23 protein-coding genes, 2 tRNA genes and 1 pseudogene are annotated in these 25,901 nt (G+C 35.6%); 11 read left to right on the top strand and 15 right to left on the bottom strand.

The genetic code is table 11. From position 1 onward, the window contains the following. Position 1: 1 nt before the first annotated feature. Positions 2-601 carry a hypothetical protein gene (locus tag FBR08_RS05365; protein ID WP_158961773.1) on the bottom strand — a complete coding sequence of 200 codons (600 nt, stop codon included), beginning with the start codon at positions 599-601 and terminating at the stop codon, positions 2-4. Between the two features lie 196 nt (positions 602-797). Here FBR08_RS05365 and FBR08_RS05360 point away from each other — a divergent pair, with 196 nt between their 5' ends. Beyond that, positions 798-1,751: an NAD-dependent epimerase/dehydratase family protein gene (locus FBR08_RS05360; RefSeq protein WP_158961772.1), complete on the top strand. Its 954-nt coding sequence runs from the start codon at positions 798-800 to the stop codon at positions 1,749-1,751. A 163-nt stretch (positions 1,752-1,914) separates the two neighbouring features. Here FBR08_RS05360 and FBR08_RS16745 read toward each other — a convergent pair whose 3' ends face one another. Next, complete coding sequence (locus FBR08_RS16745) at positions 1,915-2,091, bottom strand: hypothetical protein (protein ID WP_199268633.1); 177 nt, start codon at positions 2,089-2,091, stop codon at positions 1,915-1,917. A 193-nt stretch (positions 2,092-2,284) separates the two neighbouring features. On the opposite strand from FBR08_RS16745, the gene FBR08_RS05355 reads away from it, so the two are divergent. From FBR08_RS05355 to FBR08_RS05340, 4 genes are all read left to right on the top strand, one after another. Continuing rightward, positions 2,285-3,577 carry an aldehyde dehydrogenase family protein gene (locus FBR08_RS05355; RefSeq protein ID WP_158961771.1) on the top strand — a complete coding sequence of 431 codons (1,293 nt, stop codon included), beginning with the start codon at positions 2,285-2,287 and terminating at the stop codon, positions 3,575-3,577. Between the two features lie 20 nt (positions 3,578-3,597). Beyond that, complete coding sequence (locus tag FBR08_RS05350; RefSeq protein ID WP_158961770.1) at positions 3,598-4,248, top strand: trimeric intracellular cation channel family protein; 651 nt, start codon at positions 3,598-3,600, stop codon at positions 4,246-4,248. A gap of 82 nt (positions 4,249-4,330) precedes the next feature. Further along, positions 4,331-4,404 (top strand) — tRNA-Asn (locus tag FBR08_RS05345). A gap of 49 nt (positions 4,405-4,453) precedes the next feature. Then, a tRNA-Asn gene (locus FBR08_RS05340) sits at positions 4,454-4,527 on the top strand. An 835-nt stretch (positions 4,528-5,362) separates the two neighbouring features. Here FBR08_RS05340 and FBR08_RS17080 read toward each other — a convergent pair. From FBR08_RS17080 to FBR08_RS05310, 7 genes and pseudogenes are all read right to left on the bottom strand, one after another. Further along, positions 5,363-5,621: pseudogene (locus FBR08_RS17080) on the bottom strand (DUF6804 family protein). Between the two features lie 512 nt (positions 5,622-6,133). Beyond that, complete coding sequence (locus FBR08_RS05335; RefSeq protein WP_158961769.1) at positions 6,134-6,736, bottom strand: hypothetical protein; 603 nt, start codon at positions 6,734-6,736, stop codon at positions 6,134-6,136. Between the two features lie 493 nt (positions 6,737-7,229). Continuing rightward, positions 7,230-7,436: a hypothetical protein gene (locus tag FBR08_RS05330; RefSeq protein ID WP_158961768.1), complete on the bottom strand. Its 207-nt coding sequence runs from the start codon at positions 7,434-7,436 to the stop codon at positions 7,230-7,232. 284 nt (positions 7,437-7,720) lie between these two features. After that, positions 7,721-9,094, bottom strand: coding sequence for a hypothetical protein (locus tag FBR08_RS05325; RefSeq protein WP_158961767.1), 1,374 nt, complete (start codon positions 9,092-9,094; stop codon positions 7,721-7,723). 4 nt (positions 9,095-9,098) lie between these two features. Next, complete coding sequence (locus FBR08_RS05320) at positions 9,099-9,377, bottom strand: helix-turn-helix domain-containing protein (RefSeq protein ID WP_158961766.1); 279 nt, start codon at positions 9,375-9,377, stop codon at positions 9,099-9,101. A 122-nt stretch (positions 9,378-9,499) separates the two neighbouring features. Continuing rightward, entirely contained in the window at positions 9,500-10,321 is an 822-nt protein-coding gene (locus tag FBR08_RS05315; protein WP_158961765.1) for an RteC domain-containing protein, read from the bottom strand. Positions 10,322-10,325: 4 nt separating this feature from the next. Continuing rightward, on the bottom strand, positions 10,326-11,714 hold the full coding sequence (locus FBR08_RS05310; protein WP_158961764.1) for a tyrosine-type recombinase/integrase: 1,389 nt from the start codon (positions 11,712-11,714) through the stop codon (positions 10,326-10,328). Positions 11,715-12,147: 433 nt separating this feature from the next. On the opposite strand from FBR08_RS05310, the gene FBR08_RS05305 reads away from it, so the two are divergent. Further along, a complete protein-coding gene (locus FBR08_RS05305) occupies positions 12,148-12,717 on the top strand; it encodes a hypothetical protein (protein ID WP_158961763.1) in 570 nt (189 codons plus the stop codon). Between the two features lie 506 nt (positions 12,718-13,223). Next, positions 13,224-14,606: a hypothetical protein gene (locus FBR08_RS05300; RefSeq protein ID WP_158961762.1), complete on the top strand. Its 1,383-nt coding sequence runs from the start codon at positions 13,224-13,226 to the stop codon at positions 14,604-14,606. Between the two features lie 176 nt (positions 14,607-14,782). On the opposite strand, the gene FBR08_RS05295 is transcribed toward FBR08_RS05300, so the two are convergent. From FBR08_RS05295 to FBR08_RS05275, 5 genes are all read right to left on the bottom strand, one after another. Beyond that, positions 14,783-15,064, bottom strand: a complete 282-nt coding sequence (locus tag FBR08_RS05295) for a F0F1 ATP synthase subunit epsilon (RefSeq protein ID WP_158961761.1) — start codon at positions 15,062-15,064, stop codon at positions 14,783-14,785. 23 nt (positions 15,065-15,087) lie between these two features. After that, the gene (gene atpD / locus FBR08_RS05290) at positions 15,088-16,599 is read right to left on the bottom strand and encodes a F0F1 ATP synthase subunit beta (protein ID WP_158961760.1); all 1,512 of its coding nucleotides are present in this window, start codon (positions 16,597-16,599) and stop codon (positions 15,088-15,090) included. A 152-nt stretch (positions 16,600-16,751) separates the two neighbouring features. After that, on the bottom strand, positions 16,752-18,596 hold the full coding sequence (glmS, locus tag FBR08_RS05285; RefSeq protein ID WP_158961759.1) for a glutamine--fructose-6-phosphate transaminase (isomerizing): 1,845 nt from the start codon (positions 18,594-18,596) through the stop codon (positions 16,752-16,754). A gap of 6 nt (positions 18,597-18,602) precedes the next feature. After that, positions 18,603-20,261 (bottom strand): DUF4270 domain-containing protein, encoded by a 1,659-nt coding sequence (locus FBR08_RS05280; RefSeq protein WP_158961758.1) that lies wholly within the window; start codon positions 20,259-20,261, stop codon positions 18,603-18,605. Positions 20,262-20,287: 26 nt separating this feature from the next. Continuing rightward, the gene (locus tag FBR08_RS05275; protein ID WP_199268632.1) at positions 20,288-21,091 is read right to left on the bottom strand and encodes a glycogen/starch synthase; all 804 of its coding nucleotides are present in this window, start codon (positions 21,089-21,091) and stop codon (positions 20,288-20,290) included. 109 nt (positions 21,092-21,200) lie between these two features. Between FBR08_RS05275 and panC the strand changes: the two genes are divergently transcribed. The 4 genes from panC to FBR08_RS16880 are packed head-to-tail and all read left to right on the top strand — an operon-like array spanning position 21,201 to position 23,385. After that, positions 21,201-22,049: a pantoate--beta-alanine ligase gene (panC, locus tag FBR08_RS05270; RefSeq protein WP_158961756.1), complete on the top strand. Its 849-nt coding sequence runs from the start codon at positions 21,201-21,203 to the stop codon at positions 22,047-22,049. Between the two features lie 11 nt (positions 22,050-22,060). Further along, on the top strand, positions 22,061-22,411 hold the full coding sequence (gene panD / locus FBR08_RS05265; protein ID WP_158961755.1) for an aspartate 1-decarboxylase: 351 nt from the start codon (positions 22,061-22,063) through the stop codon (positions 22,409-22,411). Between the two features lie 9 nt (positions 22,412-22,420). Further along, on the top strand, positions 22,421-23,131 hold the full coding sequence (locus FBR08_RS05260) for a lysylphosphatidylglycerol synthase transmembrane domain-containing protein (protein ID WP_233266256.1): 711 nt from the start codon (positions 22,421-22,423) through the stop codon (positions 23,129-23,131). Then, positions 23,122-23,385 (top strand): hypothetical protein, encoded by a 264-nt coding sequence (locus FBR08_RS16880; protein WP_233266254.1) that lies wholly within the window; start codon positions 23,122-23,124, stop codon positions 23,383-23,385. Before FBR08_RS05260 ends, FBR08_RS16880 begins: the two co-directional genes overlap by 10 nt. Before the next feature lies 1 nt (position 23,386). Here FBR08_RS16880 and FBR08_RS05255 read toward each other — a convergent pair whose 3' ends face one another. Further along, positions 23,387-25,735: an outer membrane beta-barrel family protein gene (locus tag FBR08_RS05255; protein WP_158961754.1), complete on the bottom strand. Its 2,349-nt coding sequence runs from the start codon at positions 25,733-25,735 to the stop codon at positions 23,387-23,389. Between the last annotated feature and the right edge of the window lie 166 nt (positions 25,736-25,901).

The following is a 25,901-nucleotide window of genomic DNA, read 5'->3' as shown; positions in this document are numbered from 1 at the left end:
ACTATTGTTCTTCTTCGGGATTTGCCCTTCTCGTTTCACTTCTAAATTCTTCCATTTCCTCCAACATTGTATCTTCTCCAACCTCTTTTGCGTAATTTTGTCTAACTAAATTCTCATCCATCATACGAACAATATCATCGAGACTGATCTGAATTTGGTCCAACCACTCATCTACTTTTTCTATATTGACAGGATTTAGATTGATGTACATGTCTAAATTTTGCATGGCATTCAACAAAGTAGAATAACGTATTTTAATATCGGGGGTATCTAATGTCGTTGGATAGCCTTGATAAGGTAGATTTTCTGCGAGCTCACTTAACGTTGTTGCCTTTTTTTGAAAAGCGCCAACGGTAGAAACGGGACGCAATTTTAATTCAGCGATTAAATTGTTCCACGCTTTCCACTCTTCAAGTACTGGGGTTAGTTCTTTAGATGTTTTGGGAATTCTAAACTTCCACTCTTTCATTAAATGGGTAAATATACTATCGTTGTACTGCTGTAGCTTAGTTTGTTCTATAGCACTTTGGTCAATTTCCTTCTTGCAAGAAGTCAGATGTAAACTAAGTACCAACAGTATAATCGTCCATATGTTTTTCATATCCTTGAATTTCAAAGCTCAAATTTACGAATGTTATTGAATTTATTTGACTTGCTTTGCGATAAACCATAGCGAATTTTACTTGATTTACTTGTGAATGCCTCCTAAATTTATTTATTCTCTTATAGAATTGTCCTTTTTTGCATTGATTTATTGTTTGGCAACGGCTATATTTGTGCAACTAAATACAAATTAAATGGGAACCAAAATATTAATTATTGGAGCTTGTGGACAAATTGGCTCTGAACTTACGTTAAAGTTGCGTGGTATCTATGGAAATGAGCATGTTATCGCTTCAGATATTCGAGAAGGTAATGATGCTTTGATGAGCTCAGGACCCTTTGAAATTCTAAATGCAATGGAGTTTGATGCCGTTGCTCAAGTGATTGAGAAGCATCAAGTAGAAGAGGTTTATTTAATGGCAGCTTTGCTTTCTGCAACTGCAGAAAAGAACCCAGCTTTTGCTTGGGAATTAAACATGAACTCTCTATTTCACGTCTTAAATTTAGCGAAAGAAGGAAAAATTAAAAAAATATTTTGGCCATCGTCTATTGCAGTATTCGGACCAACTACACCTAGAGAAAATACGCCACAATATACCGTGATGGAACCAAGTACAGTGTATGGAATTTCGAAACAAACCGGTGAGCGTTGGTGTGAGTATTACTTCAATAAATATGGAGTAGATGTGCGCAGTATCCGTTATCCGGGATTAATCTCTTGGACTACTCCTCCAGGAGGAGGAACAACGGATTATGCGGTGGATATCTTTTATAAAGCCATTGAAGACAAACAGTACAACTGCTTCTTATCTGAAAAAACAGGTTTACCTATGATGTATATGGAGGATGCTTTAGCGGCTACTGTCAAAATTATGCAAGCGCCAAAAGAGTCAATTAAAATCCGCTCGTCTTACAACTTAGGTGGAATTTCTTTTACTCCAGAGGAAATTGCAGCAGAAATTACCAAACATATTCCCGAGTTTACAATTGCTTATGAACCTGATTTTCGTCAAGCCATTGCAGATAGTTGGCCAGCAAGTATTGATGACAGCTGCGCACAACAAGATTGGAATTGGAGTCACAAGTACGATTTAAGTGCTATGACTGCGGTTATGCTTGAGAACTTAAGTAAAGTTTTAAAAAAATAAAGAGAGTCCTACGTTGTGAAATGTAGGTCGATTCTAGCTAAAGAAACAGTGATAAACAGTCGTTTATTGCTGTTTTTTTGTGTTTTTATTTTTTGTACAATTGCGATTGCCTTAACTCAGAACATGCAATCCCACCATCAACTGTTTCTCATTGACAATTACACTATTTCTTGCGGAGTTTAGTGAAAACTAAGTGATATAGTGAAACAACGATAAAAGCAAATCCGATTATGATGACAATGGTACTAATTGTAGGCGTAATAATTGCTGTAGCTTTCAGAATTAAACTAAAAGCAAAGAGCAACAATCCAAGGGTTAGTAGTTTTACATTTTTATCCATACTAGTATAATTTGTTTCCGCAAAGATAAACGTTATATTGAATGGATGACTTTTCTATTTTTGAACCTCGTATAGTTTTTTTACTAGAAAGGATTGTTTAGGAGGGGTAAAAAAGAATAGTATATTTTTTTAAGTAGTAGATGAGATTAATGTAGATGATGTTGTAAATTTAGAAGATAAAAGTTGCATAAATATGAAAAACGAAGTAGAATATAGAATTGAAGCAGCTCAACGTGCTTATCAAAGATGGAGCAAGATGGCCGTAGAGGATCGTATTGAATACCTTAAAAAGGTAAAAGAAAAATTGTTAATTAACAAAGAACGCTATGGGGCAGTTATTACCCAAGATATGTTCAAGCCATTGAGTCAAGCTATAGCAGAAGTTGAAAAAAGCGCGACACTCATTGATTATTATATTGCAGAAGGGCAAGCTATTTTACAAGGACGCCACATTCAAACCAAGTGGTCAGAAACGTATATCGTTCACGATCCCATGGGTGTTATCTTAGGGGTGATGCCGTGGAATTATCCTTTTTGGCAGGTATTTCGCTTTGCGATTCCCACCTTGTTAGCGGGAAATACTGTAGTGTTGAAACACGCAAGCAATGTTCCTTTTTCGGCTAAAGCTTTGGAATCTTGCTTTGCAGTTGAAGGGTTTGAACAGGTGTACTTCAATTTAACTATGCCCGGAAACGAGGTGGAAGAGGTAATTGAGCATCCTGCTGTAAAAGGAGTATCACTGACAGGAAGCGAGCCTGCTGGAAGTGCAGTGGCACAGAAAGCTGGGAGTTTGATTAAGCCTGTCTTGTTAGAGTTAGGGGGGAGTAACGCTTTTATTGTCACACAAGATGTCGATTTAGATGCGATTATCCCTCTAGCTGTTAATGCGCGTTTTCAAAATACAGGGCAGAGTTGTATTGCAGCGAAGCGCTTTTTAGTGCATGAATCGTTGCGCGAAGTGTTTACTGCTCGATTAGCAGAAGAAGCACAAAAATTAAAACAAGGAGACGTAATGAGTCTTGCTACAGGGATTGGACTCATGGCTAGGGAAGATCTCGCAATGGAGTTAGAAAGCCTGTTAAAAGACTCCGTAGCGCTAGGTGCTCGTGTCGTTTGCGGCGGCCAACGAGAAAAGAACTGGTTTGAGCCCACTGTAGTTACAGATGTTACTGCTGAAATGCCCGTATTTCAACACGAAACTTTTGGCCCCCTTGCGGTTGTGGTAGGATTCAATACAATAGAAGAGGCAATTGCCCTGAGTAATGACTCGCATTTTGGCCTTGGTGTTTCTATCTTTGGCAACGATGTTGAAAAGTTAAAGCAATATGTACACTTGTTCGACGATGGTGCAGTATTCATAAACGAGATGGTTAGCTCAGATCCTCGTGTGCCATTTGGGGGAAATAAATTTTCGGGAATAGGACGGGAAATGTCAGAAGAAGGGCTGCTCGCCTTTGTTAATAAGAAGACGGTTGTAATTAAATAGCGTATAATACAGTTTGGTCTATGAATGAGTTAATGGACACCTTTGTGAAATTTTGGTTGACAATAGCGTTTGTCGATGTGATTGAGTTTTTCGGTACAATTGCTTTTGCTATATCGGGTATACGGTTGGCCTCTGCAAAGAGTGTCGATTGGTTTGGTGCCTTTGTCGTTGGATTCGTTACCGCTACTGGTGGGGGTACCCTGCGCGATTTGTTATTAGGGGTAACGCCTTTCTGGATGTTGACCAGCGTTTATGTTTGGTGTACGATTGTTGCCTTGTTGCTGGTAATCATGTTTCCGCAAAAATTAATCCGCTTAAATAATACCTTCTTGTGGTTTGATAGTATTGGATTGGGGTTGTTTGTTGTTGTAGGGACAGAAAAAACGCTAGCCTTAGGCTATTCTTTTTGGGTAGTGGTGATAATGGCTACGATTACAGGTGTTGTTGGCGGAATGATTCGCGATATCTTAATTAATGAGATTCCCGCTATTTTTAGACAAGAATGGTATGCGTTGGCGTGTATTTTTGGCGTGTTTATTTATTATATACTTCAAGCAATCGGATTAGACGCAGTTATTGTTCAAATTTCTACTGCAGCTTCCGTATTTGTAATTCGTTTGATAGCAACTCGTTATCGTCTGGGATTGCCAACACTTAAGGGGGAGAGCTGAAAAAAGTAGGTTTTTTTGCATAAAATATTTGCAAAAAGCAGAAAACGCACTATATTTGCATCGCAATAAAGGTAACACACCTTCCTCCTTAGCTCAGTTGGTTAGAGCATCTGACTGTTAATCAGAGGGTCCTTGGTTCGAGCCCAAGAGGGGGAGCAAAGCAAAAGCTTTAAACGTGTAACCTTTAGGTAGGTATAAAATACCTTCCTCCTTAGCTCAGTTGGTTAGAGCATCTGACTGTTAATCAGAGGGTCCTTGGTTCGAGCCCAAGAGGGGGAGCAAATAACCTCAGTAAGTCATTGATTTGCTGAGGTTTATTTTTTATAATCGTTTTTATTGTCCAACGAATTATCCAACACTCAATAAAAAACAAGGATATATAGCTAAAAACATTCTTACTAAACCTTTGTCCAGTTGTATTATTCTGATGTTGTTTATTAACCCTCTTTCTGATTAGGTTCTTCTTCCTCTTTGTCTGATGACAATCAACCAAAATAAGGGTAATTTCATATATAGGTATATAACACCTTACAGAGTTACCTGAACAAGTTGAGCAGAGAAAGAAGTTGAAAAATATATCTGTAAAAGTCTTTTGCAAGCCCGCCACCCCATAAAAAAAATTGAATTTGTTTCTAATAAAAAGGGGCGTAGATTTCACACCTACCCCTTTGTCTTTCATTTACTCAATTTTTGACCAATATAAAATCCCTAATGAGTTAATCCTTTCCTTATCGCAAATTTCAATCTGCTCTGTATTTATATCATTATTAAATTCATAAAACTTTATCTTTTCAATCTCCAAACTTTTAAACTTTTTTACAGCTCTTGACCCCGTGGTTATTATTGCTTATCTCCGTATTAAATGATAGTGAACAAAGTATTTGTTTCAAACTTTGAATAATCAGCATTGACAAAATCATTATAATTTTTAGTAAATGAATTTTGAAGATTTAGAAACGTTGGCTCCTCATCTATTGTTGTATTATATACTTCTTCATCTTTAGCAGAATTATGCTTAAAACAACTAAAACTTATCTAATAGAAGACAATAAACTGATAAAAATCTTGTAAGTTGTATTCTTGAAGTCGATTTTATCTTTTATTTGAAGGGTTTTTATTTGGGTTTTGAAGCTTCTCTATTCTTGTATGTCGAAAATGCTAGTAAAACAGCCCATATAACATCTATAATGTTCCAAATCGTTCTTCCTAATACTACTTTAACAAACGGATTGATAAGTAAAGCAGAAACCAACCAAATCACAAGCCAAGTCTTATCTTTTTTACCTCTTTTCTGATAAGCCAACCACACCTACAAAACGGACAAACTGATAATATCCGTAACTCCAGTCTAATAAACAGAGTAAAAATAAGATTGATAAACTAACTTTAGAGTTTTGGAAATATCTGTCATTATATTATTATTTTACATATTCGTAAATTTGCCATTCTTCGTCATCAAATTTTTTTTCACTTGAAGAGTAGTTTCATTCAAAATCAGGATTTCAGATTATATTGCTTCATCTTCTCAATTCTCTGTAAGAGGGTTTTCTAAAATTGACCAAGTGCCAATTGCTTCAACAACTCCATTGTAACGGTCTATAAGCGTTCCTTTTGACTGAAATGTTCGGTAAGGTGTCAGTTCTGATTGTTAAAGTCACTCGCTTTTTATCTATGTTCTGACCAAATACCTACAATTAGGCTGTTTTCGTTGTTTGTGTTATTATCATCACTTGAATAGGCTGTGATTGTTAATAAGGTTATTAGTAAGCTAAAAATAGATTAACTGTTTTCATTTTTATTTAATTTTGATGTTACTGTTTGAGTATGTTTTATGAATTTACTTAAGAACTTTATTGATAATCTAAATTCCTTATAATAAGGTAAATTATAAATCATCTTTGATTTTTTTTATTTCACTTTCTTTTTCTTTTCTTATAGATTCTTCTCTTGCTTTTTTATATCTTAACTCTAGAGTTTTGTCTGTATATGTTAGGCTATAATAGGTAGCGTAATCATTTAATAAATTATTTGCAGAAATTGTAAGTTGTAAATTTTCTGTTTCCCACCAAGATAAAGTATCTTGATTCTTCCCAAATGATTTATAAGTTGGTTCTCCGAAAATAACACACAAATATTCATATAGCTTTCTGTTATATTCTGTTATTATCTGAATCTTGTAAATATAATTATCTATTGTTCCAACAAAAACTCTAAAAACTTGAAAATCCCCTATACTTCTTAGAGTAATTTCTTTTTGGAAATCAGCTATGTGGCTATTTCCTGTGTTAAATGTGTAGTCTTTACCACCTATTGTCATTTTATAAGCTTTGGAGAAATATTCTTCTTCTATTAAGAAGTTATAGTTATCTACTTTCTGTCCAAGTTTTATATTTTTAAATCCATTCTTTTCTTCTAATACTGATAAATTTTGGGAATAAGAGTATGAAAAGCAAAGTATAATAAAAATTGTGATTTTTTTTCTTGTCATAATATTGATTCATATCTCACCAGTACCGAAAGTGAAGTTAAAGTTTTGAACACAAAAAATGCACGGTACTTTAGCCTACTGTACAGAGGTACTGGTATACATAAAGACAAATAAACCAAGTCCGTGTAAACCACGAACATTGGGTTTATTATTCTTGTATGTCTAAAAATTACCAGTTTTCTGAACAAGATAATAACTAATGCTAATCTATATTTTACTATCTAAAATTTTCTTTTACTTATATTTTCTGTTTTTATCATTTCTGTAAATTTACGAATTTTGATACATGTTATGTCAGTTCTCACTAACAAAAACAAAGTTTCAATGTGTAAAATTTTTCTTCCCAAACCAACTAAACAATTTTCTTCAATCTCAAAAAGGTGTTTTTCCAAATCGTAATATAAGTTTCTGATTCAGATCTATACATACAATAACTGCTTATGTATTTCGTATAACTGTTAGATATTGTTGTATCTATCAGCTATCTCATTATTTATGTATTTTTTAAAATTTCTATAAATTCGGTTATAGTCTGTTTATCTCCAGCTCTTGAAAGATAAACGTGAGTTAATGATTGTCTTTCAGAAACAGTAACTTGACCAACCTCAATTGATTTGTTTTTAGCCGTTTTCTGCTCTTGTGAAACAACAATACTCTTATTGACAAAACAACCTTTGTAGTGTCTTGAAATCTTCTCCAAAAACTATTTATAAAACAGCTGTCTGATATATTTTTTCCATTTAGGTTACGGCAAATTGCTTTAGCACCTTTACTTGCTACCTCATCGAAGTTGTTACAAAATAAAAAATGCTAAATACTGATTATCAATATTTAGCATTTTAAAATTTCTCCTAATTTTGAAAAACTGCAACATTAGGGGGTAAAAGGATTATTATATAATAGTATATACTATACAAGTATATTCTTTACAGGTACTCCTTATTATTATTATTATTATTATTATTATTATTATTATTATTATTGTTACCAATATTCCATTTTAGTATTTACTTTTAAAGTTGTTATATCATACAACAGTCTTTCTATTTCTTCTTTCAATAGAGGTAGGTAATTCTCTGTTGTTACCAAGCTGTCGTGAATGCTCCATAAAGGAATATCAGGATATTTTTTGCTGAATCGTAATGCAACACAATCTAATAGACAACAGGCTTCTATATGGCTTAATAACGTATAAAGCTCAACACATTCATTTTTTATGTAACTCATAATCTTGAACACACTTGGAAATTTATCTTTGAAAATTTTTATCTCTGAAACAGTTGATTTAGAACTACTATAAAAAATCTCCATAACAACCGATTTAGCAAAATCTCTTTCAGATTCGTAAACTTCTTTCTTTCTCGGTTTTTCCGTATTAATTATTTTCTTTTTACGATTAGAGTAATTTGTAACCATTCTGAAAGGTTTTCCTGTTTTATCATAGGTTATATCAAACTCTTCCTGAATCAAGGTGTAAAAATCTTTTTTATCACTTATAACTAAGTGAACAAATTTTATTACCTCACCTCTGTCAATTTTTAAAGCAAATAATCCCTCAATATGTTCATTTTTGAGTAATGAGGTTGCTCCAATATTCTCTAACAATCTTTTGTCCTTTAACAAAATTGCTTTTAAAAGAACCGAAAAGAAATAAGGCTGTGAAGTCTGAATATCAATACAGCCTAAATGCTTTCCTTTATAGGTTACAAATGTTCTAAGAATCTTGTTTAATCTTGTTAAACTGCTATGTAATCTGTTATCAGTTTCAGGCTTAATGGAAAAATGCCAGTCTTGTGTGTGAAATTCGGTTATAAGTTGTGTGCTATGAATGTATTTTGGATAATTACTTAGTCGAAAAGGTTTTACTACATCAAAAGCCTTATGACTATCTATTTCTAAATACTCATCAAAGAATTTAACAAGATGAGGTCTTTGAGCTTTACAGGTTTCTTTTCCTTTTACAGCTGTTGTTTTATCTGTAAACTTACCAAGTAATTTTTTATCTGTAATCGGATAACTTACAACTTCATCACAAGAATACTTATCAGCTATTTTATAAGTTCTGCATTCTTTTATATCTGCTCCATACTCCTTAATCAATACTATCAATTCTTCCTTAACTAAAAAATCAATGTAAGTTTTGTAATTGCTTGAATACTCTTTCATTATTTGAGAACTTAGCCGTATCTTATTATATTCTTGCTCGTTATTTCTGTAATAAGTTGGTAAGCTATTGATTCGGCTTACAAAGAATATTGCGTAATCGAGTTTTAACTGTTTTTGAGTAAATTGGTTGTGCTGAATCAAAAGCTCTCTTAAAGAGCTTAAAAGAGCTTTTTGGATAATGACTGTTTTCATAGCATTATCTTTTTAATTCAACAAGAGCATTTTCTACTTCGGAAGACTTGTAGTAAACTCTTCTTCCTCCTCCGTATGATTTTAATCTCCCAGCTGTTGTCCAGTTATGAACTGTACCAATAGAGATTCCTAACATTTCTGCTACATCCTTTCGACTTAGCCATTTGTCAGTAGGGTTTAATAATTCTTTTAGCTCTATTAAGAGAGTTTTAATACTCTCTAAAGGATTTAACAAATCCTGTGGGTTTACACCATACAACTGTGTTACTTGTGTTTCTGCCATAATTTAAAAATTTAATTGTTAGACATTTAATTATGGTGCAAAATTCAGTAATAAGTTGTAATTCATTTTGTTACTAAATAGTTAGTAACTATGTAATTTAACAGTTTTAGATTTAATAAGAACTATTTAAGCTGTTCTAAGATTGCTTTTTGAAGAGTATCGTTAAGCTTTGGAAGAAAAACAGTTTCGTCTCTTACTCGTCTTTTTATATCTTGTTTTAGCTTTTCGTGATATAGCTTATCAATCTTAAAGAAGTCTGCTAATAGTTTATAAAATTGGTTTTCAGAAAGATTATCTTTTCCCTTACCGACATTTATAGATTTACTTTCTATAAGAGCCATTCCTAACTCTACTAAGTCAGTAACATTTGCTTTCCACTTTAGCGTGGAAATATTCTGTTTACTTATTGATAAATCTTTCTGATTGGTCTTGATTGACAATGTTTCTAAACCGTCTTTATCAATAGAAAAACTGACTGTAAATTCTAACTCTTCCAATCTCTTAATCAGAAACTCTTTATTTCGTTCTATTGAGTAACCTATTGACTTTATCAGATTGACATCTAAATAGTTTGGTAGTTCAAAGTTTATCAATATCTGTAACTCATCGTGAATAAAGTTGTGTTCTTGGGCATCAGGATATGAATTTTTAAAAGCTTCTAATCGACTTTCATAGTGATTAGTATATAAAGAATTGGAACAACCTAAAAAGTATATTTGAGCTTCTTCCAGTTGCTTGTATTCGGTTTTAAAACTGTCATTTATTTGACGTTTGTATTGCTCTTCGGGTTCTAACTCGTATTTTGTAGATGAGTGCTGATAGGCTTCTAATCGTTCAGCAAATTCAGGATTTTCAACCCTAAGAGCATCTTGTTCAAATTTTGATTCTAAACGAATCAGTTCTTCCTGTAAACGAGCTGTTTCTGTAAATTCGATAGGTATCATAAGTCTATTGGTTTGAAGCTAATTTGATTATTTTTGATTGAGGTTTGTTTTTTATGTTGGCTTTCTCCATTTCTGCAAATCGTTCGGCTACTATGCTTGAAAGTGTATCATCTTCTTTGTCAATGTATTTGTAAAAATTGTTTACGTTTTCGTGTCCTGATATAGCCATAATCATAGGAACAGACCAACCCTCTTTACCATAAAAATTACAACAGAATGACCTACGACAGCTATGGTTGTGTATAAGTTTGTATTTTGGATAGCTTCCGTGAACTCCATTATATCTACCAGACACAACTTCGTTAATTTCTGATAATTCACAAACTTTTTTCATCAGAGTAGATAATTTTGTTCTGTTACTTTTTTCATTCTCGTAAAAGTTAGGAGGGAAGTCAAATCCGTACTTTAACAAAACATCTCTTACTTTGTAATGAATAGGAATTTTTACTCTCTTGTTGGTTTTATACTGTTTCAAAACAATGTAATCAACCCCTTTTTCATTAACTATCATAGATTTATTCATACGATACAAGTCAGAAACTCTTAGTGCTGTGTAACAAGCAATCACAAGCCAGTCCCTTGCAATTTCCAAATCTCTTGTAGAAAATTCATTGTCGATTAACTTATCAATCTCTTCAAAGGTTAAAAATGTTACTATTGTTTCATCTTCAAAGCCTCGTATCTTTTTGTGGTTCGGATTAACTTTTCTACCTTGATTTTCTGCTTCTTTCAAGATTGTCTTTAGTCTTTTGATACTTCTTCCAAAAGTGTTGGTTGCTTGGTTTTTCTCTTCATCTAAATAAGTTGTTAGTTCTTCTGCAAAAGCTAAGTCAGTTTCACTAAGACTGATTTTTTTCTTTCTGTATTCTTCAAAGTCTTTAAGGTTTTCAACGAAATATTTATACTTGTCTATTGTTTCTTGTTTGTACTCCTGTGGCTTTCCATTCTTCATATAGGTACTATTGGGTAGATTTTTCACAAAACTATCTGCAAAAGGAATTAACAAATCTTTATCTTCGTTAGGAGCTTCGTTGAAATAATCAAGAATTAAGTTTTTAAGCCATTGACTACTTAGGTCGTTTATTGCTAACTCATCACTTTTCTCAACAGCTAAGACCTCATCTTGGATATGGTTTTCTAAGTCCTGTAACCTCCTGTGTAAGTTCTTATTATTCTCTGTGTTTTGCTTTGGGTAGTTCTTAGTGAAATTCCAGTCTTTCACATCTTCAATAGTCAATCCAGTAGATAATCGAAAGTCTTTACCTCTTTTGATTGAAAGCCTGATATAGATTTTGCTTTTACCTTTTGGTTGCTGTGGGTAATACTTAATTGAAGCCATAACGATATGATTTATATATACTGTAAATTTAGTTTTATCCAACCAATTATCCAACCATTTCTGAATTTTAATGTTTTTTGTTTTTGCTAAAACACATAAAGCCCTTATAAGTAAAGCTTTTTAGATGTATTTAGATGTAATAAGGTTTAACAAGAAACAATAGTTATTCTCCAAGAGGGGGAGCAAAAAAGCCTTACAAGATTTCTTGTAAGGCTTTTTTTATTCTTTATATTGATGCTTATCGTCATGCTAGTTGTAGCGAAGAATCTAATTCAAAATTGACGTAATTTAACTTTCTTCTTCTTCTTTTCTTTTGCGTATCCCACCATCATGCACATTGTGTGTTTTTGTTATTTTTTTATTTTTTCACATGCTATTCTTTTATTTTTTGTAAATGTATTATCAATTTGGAAATAACATTATCTTTGAATAATTTTCACTAACAAAATTTAAACAAATATTTATGAAAAAATTTTTACTTTTTTTTATGCTAACGAGTTTGGCAATGTTGGGCACGGCTTGTAGCAGTGATGACAATAAAGAAGGAGGAAGCAAGGAAATGGTGCTGATGTTTGATGCTTATAATCAGGAAATAGTACAAGGGTCAAAGGTCGGGTTTTTGGTATTGGTTGGTGACGGTGAAGATTTTATTGAGATGGAGGATGGGGTGAAATTCTATGCTGATGGCAAAGAAATTTCTAATCCACATGTATTCGAAGAGGTGGGTGAATATAATGTTGTAGCGAAGAAAAGGGGGTACAAGGATAGTAATGTTTTGGTGGTTAAAGTGGGAGAAATCGAAGAACCTGGCGTTAGAAAATCATTAACTGTTTCTTTGTCTGATGGTAGAACTGAGGTTTGGACAGGAGAAGGTCTGCGCTTTGTTGTGAAAGATGATGAAGGAATAATGGTAACCAATGCTATAATCACTTTGTCTGATGGAACTGATATTGGTTATGATTGGTATACTTGGAATGCAGGGACATATAAGATTTTCGCTTCATTATATGGCTATGAAAGTAGTCCTGGGTTTATTTTGACAGTAAAGGAGAGATAACTTTAAAAAGTGCTTGAGGTTTAGTAGTAATTGAAATGTGTGACTTTATTGTTTTATACTTCTACTAATCTTAATCGGTTTTGTACACAAACCCAATGATAAGGGCTAATCATGTTAAACGAGAATAATACATTGAAGGTTAGCGGTCTATAATTAACTTTTGATACACCTATACAAAGGAAAAAATTGGGCTGGCTCTTTTATTGAGAGTCAGCCCCTTTTTTTTGCTTTTATTTCTGCAATTTGAAATTGTGAGTCTGATGTAAATGTCGAAGTAAAATTACTTTCCTCTTTTCGACGGGGCTCTAGGGGTCTATTTTTCGCATAAATAGCGCTCGTGCAAATGAGTTTGTTTAACTTTTAATTAACTATTAAAAACAGGGCTTAGTGAATTATTAGCGGAGTAATTAGTAGTTATTTTGATTTTTAATGTAATATGTTTTGTTTTTTGAATTATGTTGTTAATTTTATTAATAAATTTACTAACATAATTTAAGCAAATATTTATGAAAAGATTAGTACTGTATTTCGTTCTAATTACTTTGGCAGTGGCAAATGCGGCCTGTAGTAGCGATGATAAAAAGGAGGAAGAGCAAAAGGAACTGACGTTGGTTTCTGACGCCCAAGGTGGAAAAGTAGCGCCAGGGTCGAGTGTTTTATTCTCTGCGATGGAAGGTGAAGGGGAGGATTTAGTAGAGGTAAAAACAGGGGTTTCTTTTTACTTAGATGAAAAGGAAATTGGCAATCGTCACGTTTTTGAAGAAATTGGTGAATTTAAAATAATCGCTAAGAAAAAAGGATATACAGATAGTAATGTCTTAGTTATAAAAGTTGTGGATGAAGTGATTACTGTACCAAAGGATGTATTAACTATTCGGGTAGTTGGTGGTGTGACTGAGGTGGAATTGGGAGAAGTAATTCATTTTGAAGTTAAAGGTAAGGGGGATGTAGCTGTTGAGGATGCAGATATTCAACTTTCAGATGACACGAAAATTGGATATTCTTGGACGCCTGCAGCAGTGGGAACATATAAAGTAAAGGCAAAGAAAGAGGGCTATACAACGAGTGTGGCGCTTGAAATACAGGTAAAAGAGAAAGTAGAGAAAGAACTCGTATTGGCATTGAAAACTAGTGCGGAACATTTGTATCTCAATGAAGATTTCGAGTTGACTATTAAAGATGAAGACGGAGGGGGTGTTGTGGGTGCCATTTTATATAAAGATGGCGTAGCTACGAATATGGTTTCTGTTGACGGTGTTTTTCGTGTGAGAATGGATGCGGTAGGTACTTATGCATTAAAAGCGGTTAAAAATAACTTAGAGAGCAATGTTGTGCGCATTAAAGTGGCAAAAAGAGAGATGGGACCAGCCAATAGCTTTTTGTTTAAAGGGGATACCTATAGTGTGAGCAGTAGCTATTTGTTTTTTGTAGGGATAGAGGATGCAGAAGGTGAGTTTATTGCGGTTTGGCAACTGGAGGCTAAGGATGCGACAGGAGTAACTGCGGGTGTGCTTTTTTACACGTCGGCTACGTTGGAAGATCCTAGTGAGAGTGTTTTTTCTTATGAATTACCGATCGCTGGTAATACCATGCCTATGGCTGTTGGTGTTATGCGAAATAATGTAGTGTTAGCAGAAGCTGTTGATGATATTGAGTTTATGTTTGACGCTGAGCCAAATGGAACCCTGTATATAGGTGATTATTACGCAAACGCACCGCGTGTGGGAGGGAACGCCTTTGCTCTAAATTATGAAGGAATAACAAGTTATTTCAACACGAGTGGTGCTCGAATTCAAACTATTTCTACTCGTAGTGCGCAAGTCAATCCTAGAATAAAAGTGAGTCAAGCTAAACCAGTAACTAAAGGATTGAGAACGTTATCTAGGTAGTCGATTTAAACTTAGTTGTAGCGGTTTATTCTCCATATAGGATGTTGTCTATAGAAGACAAAGAAAGAAGCCTTGTTTCGGTTCCTTTTGTGTGATGTGGCGTAGATCGTTTTAGAACAAATAAAAAGAAAAGCCCGATTCGAGAGAATCGGGCTTTTTTATAGCTTTTTAGCTAATTAATTAGCTAAAATAATAATCTTGTTATCACTTAATTCAACTGTACCCATTGTAATTGGTAATTGGTACGTATCGTTGTTAACTTTAACGAACTTGGAATTAAATGGCTCTTTAATAGAAATGTTATTTCCTGTAAACTTCACATTGCCTTTTGTCAATAAAGAAACAATAGCCGCGTGATTGTTTAACATTTGAAACTCACCATTAATACCTGGAACCGATACAGAAGTAACTTCTCCAGCAAATAAGGTAGCTTCAGGTGATACAATTTCTAATCTCATAATAGTTATTTTTTAAGTGATTATTAAACTTCAGCAAGCATTTTCTCTCCAGCTGCAATCGCTTCTTCGATTGAACCTTTCAAGTTGAAAGCTGCTTCTGGTAAATGGTCTAATTCACCATCAATAATCATAGTAAAACCTTTGATTGTATCTTTGATATCTACAAGAACTCCTGGGATACCTGTAAATTGCTCTGCTACGTGGAAAGGTTGAGATAAGAAACGTTGTACACGACGCGCTCTGTGTACAGCTAATTTATCTTCTTCAGATAATTCTTCCATACCTAAGATCGCGATGATATCTTGTAGTTCTTTGTATTTCTGTAAGATTTCTTTTACTCGTTGTGCACAAGCATAGTGCTCTTTACCTAAAATTTCTGGTGATAAGATACGTGAAGTAGAATCTAATGGATCTACTGCAGGGTAAATACCTAACTCAGCAATTTTACGAGACAATACCGTTGTAGCATCTAAGTGAGCAAAAGTTGTAGCTGGTGCCGGGTCAGTTAAGTCATCCGCAGGTACATAAACCGCTTGAACTGAAGTAATTGATCCTTTTGTAGTTGATGTAATACGCTCCTGCATTGCACCCATTTCTGTTGCTAATGTCGGTTGGTATCCTACGGCTGATGGCATACGACCTAATAAAGCCGATACCTCAGAACCTGCTTGTGTAAAACGGAAGATGTTGTCAACGAAGAAAAGAACGTCTTTTCCTTGATCGTCTCCAGCTCCATCACGGAAGAACTCAGCAATTGTTAAACCTGATAATGCAACACGTGCACGTGCTCCAGGTGGCTCATTCATCTGTCCGAATAAGAAAGTACATTTTGAGTCTTTCATTAATTCACGGTCAACTTTTGATAAATCCCATCCACCATTTTCCATAGAGTGCATAAAGTCATCTCCGTATTTAATAATACCTGACTCTAACATCTCGCGTAGTAAATCGTTTCCTTCACGTGTGCGCTCTCCAACTCCTGCGAATACAGAAAGTCCACCGTGACCTTTTGCGATATTGTTAATTAACTCCTGAATCAATACTGTTTTACCTACTCCAGCTCCACCGAATAATCCAATTTTACCTCCTTTTGCATAAGGCTCAATTAAGTCGATTACTTTAATTCCTGTGAATAATACCTCTGTAGAGGTAGATAAATCTTCGAATTTTGGTGCAGGTCTGTGAATTGGCAATCCGTTTTCTCCTGTCTTTGGTAAGTTTCCAAGACCATCAATAGCGTCTCCAACAACATTAAACAATCTACCAAATACCTCTTTTCCGATTGGAACTTGAATAGGAAATCCTGTAGCAGCTACTGCGTAACCTCTACTTAATCCGTCTGTTGAGTCCATTGAAATTGTACGAACTGTATTCTCTCCAATGTGTGATTGTACTTCAAGTACTAATTTAGAACCATCTGGTTTAGTGATTTCTAATGAATCATAAATTTTTGGAAGTTCGGCGTGCTCAGTGTTGAAGACTACGTCAACTACTGGTCCGATAACTTGCGCAACTTTTCCTGTAACTTTAGACATTGCTTATGTATTTATTTAACAGCTATTTACGTTTAGTGAAAAAAACTACTTTTTCAGAGTGCAAAGATAGTTTTTTTCTCTTAATATGAAAATGATTAAAAACTTATTTATATATAAAAAATGCGAGTCCAATTTGGAATCGCATTTTAAATTTATTCTACGGTCACTGACTTCGCTAAATTACGAGGCTGATCGACGTTGCAATCTCTTAGAACAGCAATGTGATAGGACAACAACTGTAGCGGAATTGTCGTTAGAATCGGTGTCAAAGCTTCTGAAATACCAGGTACTTCAATGACGTGATCGGCTAACGCTCTTACTTGTTTGTCTCCTTTAGTCACAACTGCAATGATTTTTCCACTGCGCGCTTTGATTTCTTGAATGTTACTCACCACTTTATCGTAGTGCATTTGATCAGGTGCAATGACAATAACAGGCATGTGCTCGTCAATTAAGGCAATTGGACCGTGTTTCATCTCTGCTGCGGGATAACCTTCTGCGTGGATGTATGATATTTCTTTTAGTTTTAAAGCTCCTTCTAAGGCCACTGGATAGTTATATCCACGTCCTAGGTATAAGCAGTTTGTCGCGTTTTTATAGACTTCGGCAATTTTTAAAACCTCTTCGTTTTGTACTAGTGCTTCTTTTACGCGTTCTGGGATTAATTCTAATTCATGTAAGTATTTTAAATACTCTGAATTTGATAGGGATCCTTTCGACTTAGCTAAACGCAAGGCAATTAAAGTAAGTACTGTAATTTGCGTGGTAAAGGCTTTAGTTGATGCAACTCCGATTTCTGGACCTGCGTGTGTATAGGCGCCTGCGTGTGTTTCTCTAGAAATTGAAGAACCAACGACGTTACAAACACCGAAAACAAAAGCACCTTTGGTTTTTGCTAATTTAATCGCAGCTAAAGTATCTGCTGTTTCTCCAGATTGAGAAATAGCGATAATCACATCATCACTGTTAATGATCGGATTTCTGTATCTAAACTCAGAAGCATATTCTACTTCAACGGGAATTCGCGCAAATTCTTCGATTAGGTATTCTGCTACCAAAGCAGCATGCCAAGATGTTCCACAAGCAACGATAACGATGCGTTTTGCGTTGAGGAATTTGTCTAGGTTGTCTTCGATACCTGCCATCTTGATCAGGCCTTGATCGGCTAGTAAACGACCTCTAAATGTATCGCGAATTACGTCTGGTTGTTCGTAAATCTCTTTTAACATGAAGTGATCATATCCGTTTTTTTCAATTTGCTCTAAGTTTAATTGCAACTCTTGAGCGTAGTGATTCACCAAAGAATCATCTTTGATTTTGCGGATTGCCAAAGGCTTGTGTAAGCGAATAACAGCCATTTCTTCATCTTCTAAATAGATGGCGTTATTAGTGTATTCTATGAATGGAGAGGCGTCAGATGTAATGAAATATTCATTTTCACCAATTCCAATAGCTAAGGGGCTACCTAGACGTGCCGCTACGATTTCATTGGGTTTTTTGATGTCCATTACAGCAATTGCATACGCTCCAACCACTTGGTTAAGCGCAATTTGAACGGCCTTTCCTAATTTTACTTTTTGTGTTTTTTGAACGTCCTCAATTAAATTAATTAAAACTTCCGTATCTGTTTCTGACTGAAACGTATAACCGCGTTTAATTAATTCTTGTTTTAACGAATCGTAATTTTCAATAATCCCGTTGTGAATAATGACTAATTCACCTGAATTTGAAAAATGGGGGTGTGAGTTCACATCATTAGGTACACCGTGTGTAGCCCAACGTGTATGTCCAATACCTATTGTCCCTTTTTTAATTGCATCTGTAGCTTTTTCTTCTAAGTCAGCAACTTTTCCTTTTGTTTTGCAAAGATTAATCGTTTCTCCATCAAATACAGCTAACCCTGCACTGTCGTATCCTCGATATTCCAGTCTAGTTAATCCTTTGATGATTACCGGATATGCATTTCTATGCCCTATGTATCCAACGATTCCACACATAAATAATTAGTTTTTGGTTTTAGTATAAAATATTTGCAGTGTCATTTTTTTGTCTGAGCTAGTATTCGTTCCGTAAACTACTGTTCCCATCGGATACATTGCCGATAGCGTAGGTACATACGTTACGTTTTCAGGTGTGTTCGGTATTTCTGTTTTTAATTTGCTGTTAATTCCCTTTGTAACGGTATTCAATAAAGGCTCATTGTAATTATAGGTAGCAGCAATAGCTAATTTAGGACTTTTCAGTTCTTTGCTTTTCAACAGCGCACGAACATATTCAGTGATTCTGAACTTGTAAAAGTTTCCTTTTACGTTGTTTGTTTCGCTTGCCGCTTGGAATATTCCACCGTAAATTAATTTACTGTATTCTGAATTCGCTGAGTTGTCATTCAAAAAGTCAGAGATAGGCAAGCCATTGTCGTAATTATAAAGGTATAAGCGCTGAGGAATTTGATTTTTGTTCGTTCCTGTTTGATCTACGTGTACCGTCAAAATGGCGTCGTTGATCAAATACTCTTGTTCCTTCAGTGCTTTTAACTCTTCAAAGTCATTCGTGCTGAATAAGTCAATAACCGCAACATTTCCTTCGCTTCCCTTGATGAATAAAAGTGGGTCTCCATTTACTTTATCGCCTTCTCGGTTGTGCGAATTTCCTTCCGTTGTAGTTAAACTCACATTGATGTGAGGTTCAAAAGAGGCGCTACTATCAGGCACAGCTTCTTTGGTGAAGGGAAGTGTGATGCTTACGCGTTGTATTTTCTTAACTTTTTCACCTTCTGCATTGGTTTCTTCAAGTTCTTGGTGGTACTTAATCACCATTTTACCTTGAGTAATATTGAGTAATCCCAAAGCTCCAGTTGTGCTATTTCCACTCGTTTTGAAATACAAACCGCGGAAGAAATTTTTAAATTGAGATTGATCTTTAAATGAATTTCTGTTGTCAACGAATTTTTTGAAGTACTCTTTATTTAAATCCAACCATACACCAGGAGCAAGTTTTTCTTGTTCGGTAGGTTTATTTGTTTTCTCATCATAGACGATATTTCCGTTGTTGTCTCTTTTGTAAATGATGATGTTTTTCTTGGTAAAAGAAAATTCTTTATTTTGTTTTAAGTCGTTTGAATCATTTAAAAGCGTTGGCTTTTTGTATTGTTCAAATTGTGCTGATGAATCGGAAAAATAGTCGAGATCTTTTCCTGTTCCAGGGTTTACATTATTGAGGTAATATCCATTTTCATACACTTCGAGGTTGAAGCTTTCGTCTCCTGTTACGTTTAATAATTTGTAATAGGTTGTTTCATCTTCTACTTTGTCATATTGTGCGTAGTAAGGAATGTACACATATACAGAGTCAATAACCGCATTGCTCTTCATCAATTCAAAAGAGGAAGTTGCAGATAATACTTGGGTTACAAAACTGCTGTTTGTGCGACCAAATTCACCATTGTCAATTGATCCAAAAGGAACGTTAGGTAAGTTTTTGGTACTCAATGCACCATAAGGTTGTGTATAAGCGGTTAGGTTTTGAACTTGATACGTGTCGATATTTAAATTGTTATCGCCGATGATATCTCCTCCAACTTCACTGAAATCTTTGTCACATGATTGCAAACCTGCTATACCTACTAGGATTGCGAATGTCTTTATGATGCTTTTATAATTCATCTACTAAATCGATATATGCGTTAGTATTATAAAAATTGGTTATAAAAAGTAGTATATGCTGTTGCAAATTCTTCTTTAGTAGCGTAAGTTAAGAAAGGTTTATTAGAAGATTCTATATATTTTGTTAAATCTGATGGGATGTTCTCAGAAGCGAGAATCACACCGTCCGAATTCTTAACCGCATTAACCATGATGTTGTGATACGTTGCTTTTTCGAAATCGGTAACATCTTCTTTAGGTAAGTTGTCAAAAGCAACTTTGGTATGCATAGACGTACTTAACGCACCTTCAAATCCTTCTTCAAAAATAGATGTAACAATTTTTGTGTCAGCAAAAATAGCTTCATCCTTGTAGTAATTGCGTAAATAAGTTGGCAATAGCGAGGCCATCCAGCCTTGTACGTGAATAATATCTGGAACCCAATTTAATTTCTTGATGGTTTCAATTACGCCTTTGGTGAAGAAAATAGCTCTTTCGTCATTATCTGGGTAAAGAACGCCATCTTCGTCAGAAAACGTTGATTTTCGTTTAAAGTATTCATCATTGTCAATGAAGTAAACTTGAATTCGCTCCTTTGGGATAGAGGCCACTTTGATAATCAAGGGCATATCCATATCATTCACCACGAGGTTCATCCCCGATAGGCGGATTACTTCATGTAATTGGTGTCTTCTTTCATTGATGCTACCGTATTTCGGCATAAAAATTCTTATTTGCCCTCCCTGTTCATTAATCATTTTAGGAGCATCATAAGACATTAATGAAACTTCATTCTCTGCTAAATAAGGTACCACTTCAGATGATACGTACAATATCCTCTTATCTTTCATCTTCAAAAATAGTTTCTGTTGAAATAAATAAAACTGTGCAAATTTACGAAATTTTATGGAGTTATTTGTCGAATTAACTAATTTTGCCATTATTTAAAACGCGAAGCAGATGTTTCTTTTTCAAACAAAAGTCGAATTACAAGCCTATTTGGCGACTTTTCATACCGCAAAACAATCCATTGGTTTAGTGCCTACAATGGGGGCTATTCATAGAGGACACCTTTCTTTAATGGAACAATCCTTACAAGAAAACGGGTGTACTGTAGTCAGTATTTTCGTCAATCCAACGCAGTTCAATAATGCGGAAGATTTAGCGAAATATCCGCGAACTTTAGCACTAGATATTGACATTATTCGCTCATTATCAGAGCAAATTGTTGTTTTTTCCCCTTCAGTGGAGGAAATGTATGCCGGTAATACGGTGGCTAGGAGCTTTGATTTTGATGGCCTAGAAATGGAAATGGAAGGCGCACAACGCCCGGGTCATTTCGATGGGGTTGGAACCATTGTCAAAAAACTTTTTGAACTCGTTGAGCCGACAAAAGCTTATTTTGGCGAGAAGGATTTTCAACAATTGCAAATCATAAAAAAATTAGTCGAAAAGGAGCATTTACCAGTGTCCATTATCGGAGTACCGATCTTTAGGGCGGTAGATGGTTTGGCGATGAGCTCAAGAAATGCGAGGATTTCATCTGAAGGATTAGAGAAATCAACTTTTTTATATCAGGTTTTAGCACAAGCGAAAGTGTTGTTTCAAACCGAATCGATTGAAAAAGTTAATCACTTTGTTGAGTCTCAATTTAAAAATAATTCTACCTTTGACCTCGAATACTTTACTATTGCCGATGAACAGACGTTAAAACCTGCAACGGCAAAAGAAGAGGGGCATGCTTATCGAGGTTTTCTTGTGGCGCATATTGAAGGTGTTCGATTAATAGACAATTTATCTTTTAACTAAACTATCGCGAAATGCAAGTTGAAGTAGTAAAATCAAAAATTCATCGGGTTACTGTAACAGGTGCCGATTTACATTATATTGGAAGTATTACCATAGACGAAGCTTTATTGGAAGCAGCCAATATGATTGAAGGAGAGAAAGTTTCTATTGTTAATATAAACAATGGAGAACGCTTTGAAACCTATGCGATTCCCGGTCCTCGAAACAGTGGAGAAATTACACTGAATGGACCTGCTGCACGAAAAGTGCACAAAGGAGATATTGTAATCATTATTTCCTATGGGATTTTAGATTTTGAAGAGGCGAAAAATTTTAAACCTGCTATCGTTTTTCCCAATGAAGAGAACAATAGCTTAACGTAAGAGTTTAGCTTGAAAACGACCGTTAATAAAATTATATCCATTTTACTCCCACTTGCGTTGGGAGTTTTTTTGGTTTATTACGCGTTTAATCAATTTACAAAAGAACAGATTGAAGAGATGGTGATGCACTTTAAAGATGCGGATTATCGCTATATAATCATCGCTTCAATCTTTTCTGTAATTAGCCTTTGGGCGCGTGCCTATCGATGGAAATACGCGCTGAATTTCATGGGCTATTCGCCTTCAATAGCAACTAATTTCATGGCGATTAACATTGGTTATCTCATGAATCTTACTGTGCCGCGATCAGGTGAAGTTTCCCGTGCTTTAGTGTTGCAAAAATACCAGCAAATCCCCTTTGACAAGAGTTTTGGAAGTATTGTTTCGGAACGCGTGGTCGATTTGATTTGCCTATTGCTTTGTGTGTTTACCGCTTTGATCCTGCAATATGACGTACTTGAAAATTTCTTATTGCGCTACGTTCCCGTCAATCAATTGGCTTGGTTAGGACTTTTAGCCGTTGTTGGTTTGGTGGGTGTAGTGTTGATTTTTATGTATGTCACTTGGAAACCCATTGCTTTTGTGAAACGCAAACTCAAAGGTTTAGTAGAAGGGGTGAATAGCATCTTTAAGATGCCTGCTAAATTGGAGTTTTTGTTTTTTACCTTGGTGATTTGGGGGGGTATATTGCTACGTTTTACTTTGGTACGTTGGCCTTAGCAGAAACGAGTGTATTGACGTTTCCGATGATTATGTCTGCTTTTGTGGCGGGAAGTTTTGCGGTATCCTTTACCAATGGCGGTTTTGGTGCTTTTCCTCTACTACTAGCCGAACTGTTGGTGTTGTATCACATTTCTACTGTTGCAGGAACCGCCTTTGGCTGGATGCTGTGGACTACGCAAACGGCAATCGTTGTCGTTTTAGGCGCCTTGTCTTTCTTTTTGTTGCCTCTTTACCATACGAAGAGGAGATAATTTACATGCGGTTGAGCTCTTCTTGATTCGCACTAGCCCGTTGTTTTGTCTTCAGACTGCTGTTTCCAAATTTATAGCTAACACTAAAGCGAAGCGTGCGATTGTCCCAGTTGTTATTAAATTCTTGTTTCGCCTCTGTCGTTTTTTTGTAGGTCGAATAGGTGCTATTCAATACATTACTCGCCTGAAGCGATAGTTCTACTTTTTTATTCGCCAGGAGATATTTTAGCGCCAAACTTAAATTAGCATAGTTTTTCGTGTGGAAATTTTCGGATACACCAGAAAAATTATGTTCGTAATTCACCCCTAAAAACAAAGTCTGAAGGGCGTTTAAAGTAAAGTCATTGGATGTCGAGAAGTAGGCTGCAACTCCTTTAACGCGTACTTCATTTGCTAGAACGGGAGTGGCCGAAGAATACGTTAGCGTAAACTCATTTGAACTGGTCCACCAAGGCGTCAATTTGGTATAGAGACTCGCTGTAAGCCCTAGCACATCCATCGTGATATAGTTCATCCAAATGTAGTTGTAGTGTTTGGTGGCTGCATCGATTTGCGATACTTGTGCAATGCCGTCTTTCAACTGGCTGTAAAAGATTTTGGATTCTAATTTCTTGTAGGTATGAATCAATTCAAAGTTGGTGGTGTAGGCTGGTTTTAAAAAGGGATTCCCCTCGTGATAGCTGTATTCGTTATATGTAGAGCGCGTTGGATTTAAACTCTCAAAATTCGGTCGATTGATACGCGTGGAATAGTTGAAACCAAAGCTATGTGCTTCATTTGCGACATAGTTGACATAAACGGTGGGAAAAAGCTTAACTTCTTTGCTTCTGTTGGTTTGATCCAAAGCAGACGCATAACCTACGGTTTGTGTAGCTTCTAAGCGCAAGCCTACTTGGGCAGTTAATCGATCCATCCACGTTTTGTTTGCAGAGACATAAAAGGCCTGATTGTTTTCTTTATAATCAAATTGGTTTTGCTGTTTATTTTGGTTCAATTTATTGTAAATCAGTAAATTGTTATTTGTTTTGGAAACGGATAGTTTCGTTCCCAACTGGAGGTTGATCCCCGAGAACGGAAGGTCAATATCGAGTTTACCTACATAATTTTCAATGTCGTTTTGATTGTCGTTTCCTCCCTGAAGGAAGCGATTGGGCATAGGCAATCCTTGAGGATCTAACGTTGCAGAAGTAAACTGTCGAAAATTGGGTTGATCACTGTTAATATAGTCCAGGTCTACCGTTATTTTTTTACCCAAGGTATCCAATTTAATTTCGTTGAAATAAGAGAGGATTAGACGATCTGATTTGGATTGCTCTTTGGAATCTTCGGTGATAAAAGAATGCAATTCACCGTTTGCATAACGCGTCGTTTTGCCTCCGGTTGGTCCTCTAAAGTTGTAGTTGTTCTTGGCTATTTTGAGCCCCATCTCCCAATTTTTGGTCAGTTGACGCGATAAGGCAAAATTGAGGTTGTAGTAGTCGTTTCTACCTGCTGTGGCACTTCTACTTTCCCAAGTTTCATTTAGATAATACAAATCGTTATTCCACTGGCGCAAAAATCGGGCATCTCCAAAATTGACATTGGCTTTGAGGTTCCATCCTTTTTGATTCCAATTGAATCCTGCGTTGTAGCGCATGGTATTGCGCTTGCTTCGTTGGTAGGTGGTGCCCGCAACGGCATTCCAAGCGTCTATCGCATTCTTTTTCGTCACGATATTTAAGATGCCACTATTTCCCTCCGCCTCGTATTTAGCAGGAGGAGTTGTGATAACTTCAATGCGCTGAATATCCGAACTGCTCATGCTTTCTAAATAGCGCATCAACTCCTCTCCAGATAGATAGGTAGGGCGATCATCAAGGAGTACCAATACCTGATTTTTACCGACAATTTGTATACCCGTTGGCGATACGCGAACGCTTGGTGTAGCTTTCAATGCTTCCAATACATTTCCTCCCGTACCCACTACGGTGCGGTCGAGGTTAAAAATAAGGCGGTCTATTTTGCGCTCAATGACTTTTTGTTGCGCAACAATTTTTACTTCGTCTAAGCGTTGGTTCGTTTCAAGGATAATTTTACCCAAGTGCGTATTTTGCACTATATCTAGCGTCTTTTGATAGACTTCTTGATTGAATTGATAGACTGTAAATTGGTATTTTCCCATGGGAAGGGTCAAAGTAAACGAACCCTGTACTTGTGTATAAGTTGTGTAATGCTGATTGTTTTCCGTGTGAACGAAGCGTATTTCCGCAAATTCAGTGGGTTGCTCTCCTTCGTAAATCACTCCGGTTAGTTGAGCGGTTTGACCGATAGCAAATAGCGAAAAGAAGAAAAATAGAATCGTGTATTTCATATTGATTTTGTTTGAAGCAAAGATGAAAAAGCAGAGCCACTTCTAATTTTTTTTTAGACTAACGTCCTTTTTTTTCCGACGAATCGTTGGTCGATTTTTTTGAACCGTTGGTCGAAATTTAGCAAGAGGGGTTGCTTTTTAATCCTACCTTTAGGGGAGTTTTTAC

Origin of the sequence: Myroides fluvii (assembly GCF_009792295.1) — a bacterium.
GTDB classification, from domain to species: Bacteria; Bacteroidota; Bacteroidia; order Flavobacteriales; family Flavobacteriaceae; genus Flavobacterium; species Flavobacterium fluvii_A.
Note: the sequence above shows the minus strand (reverse complement) of the source record. Positions and strands in the feature narration are given on the sequence as shown.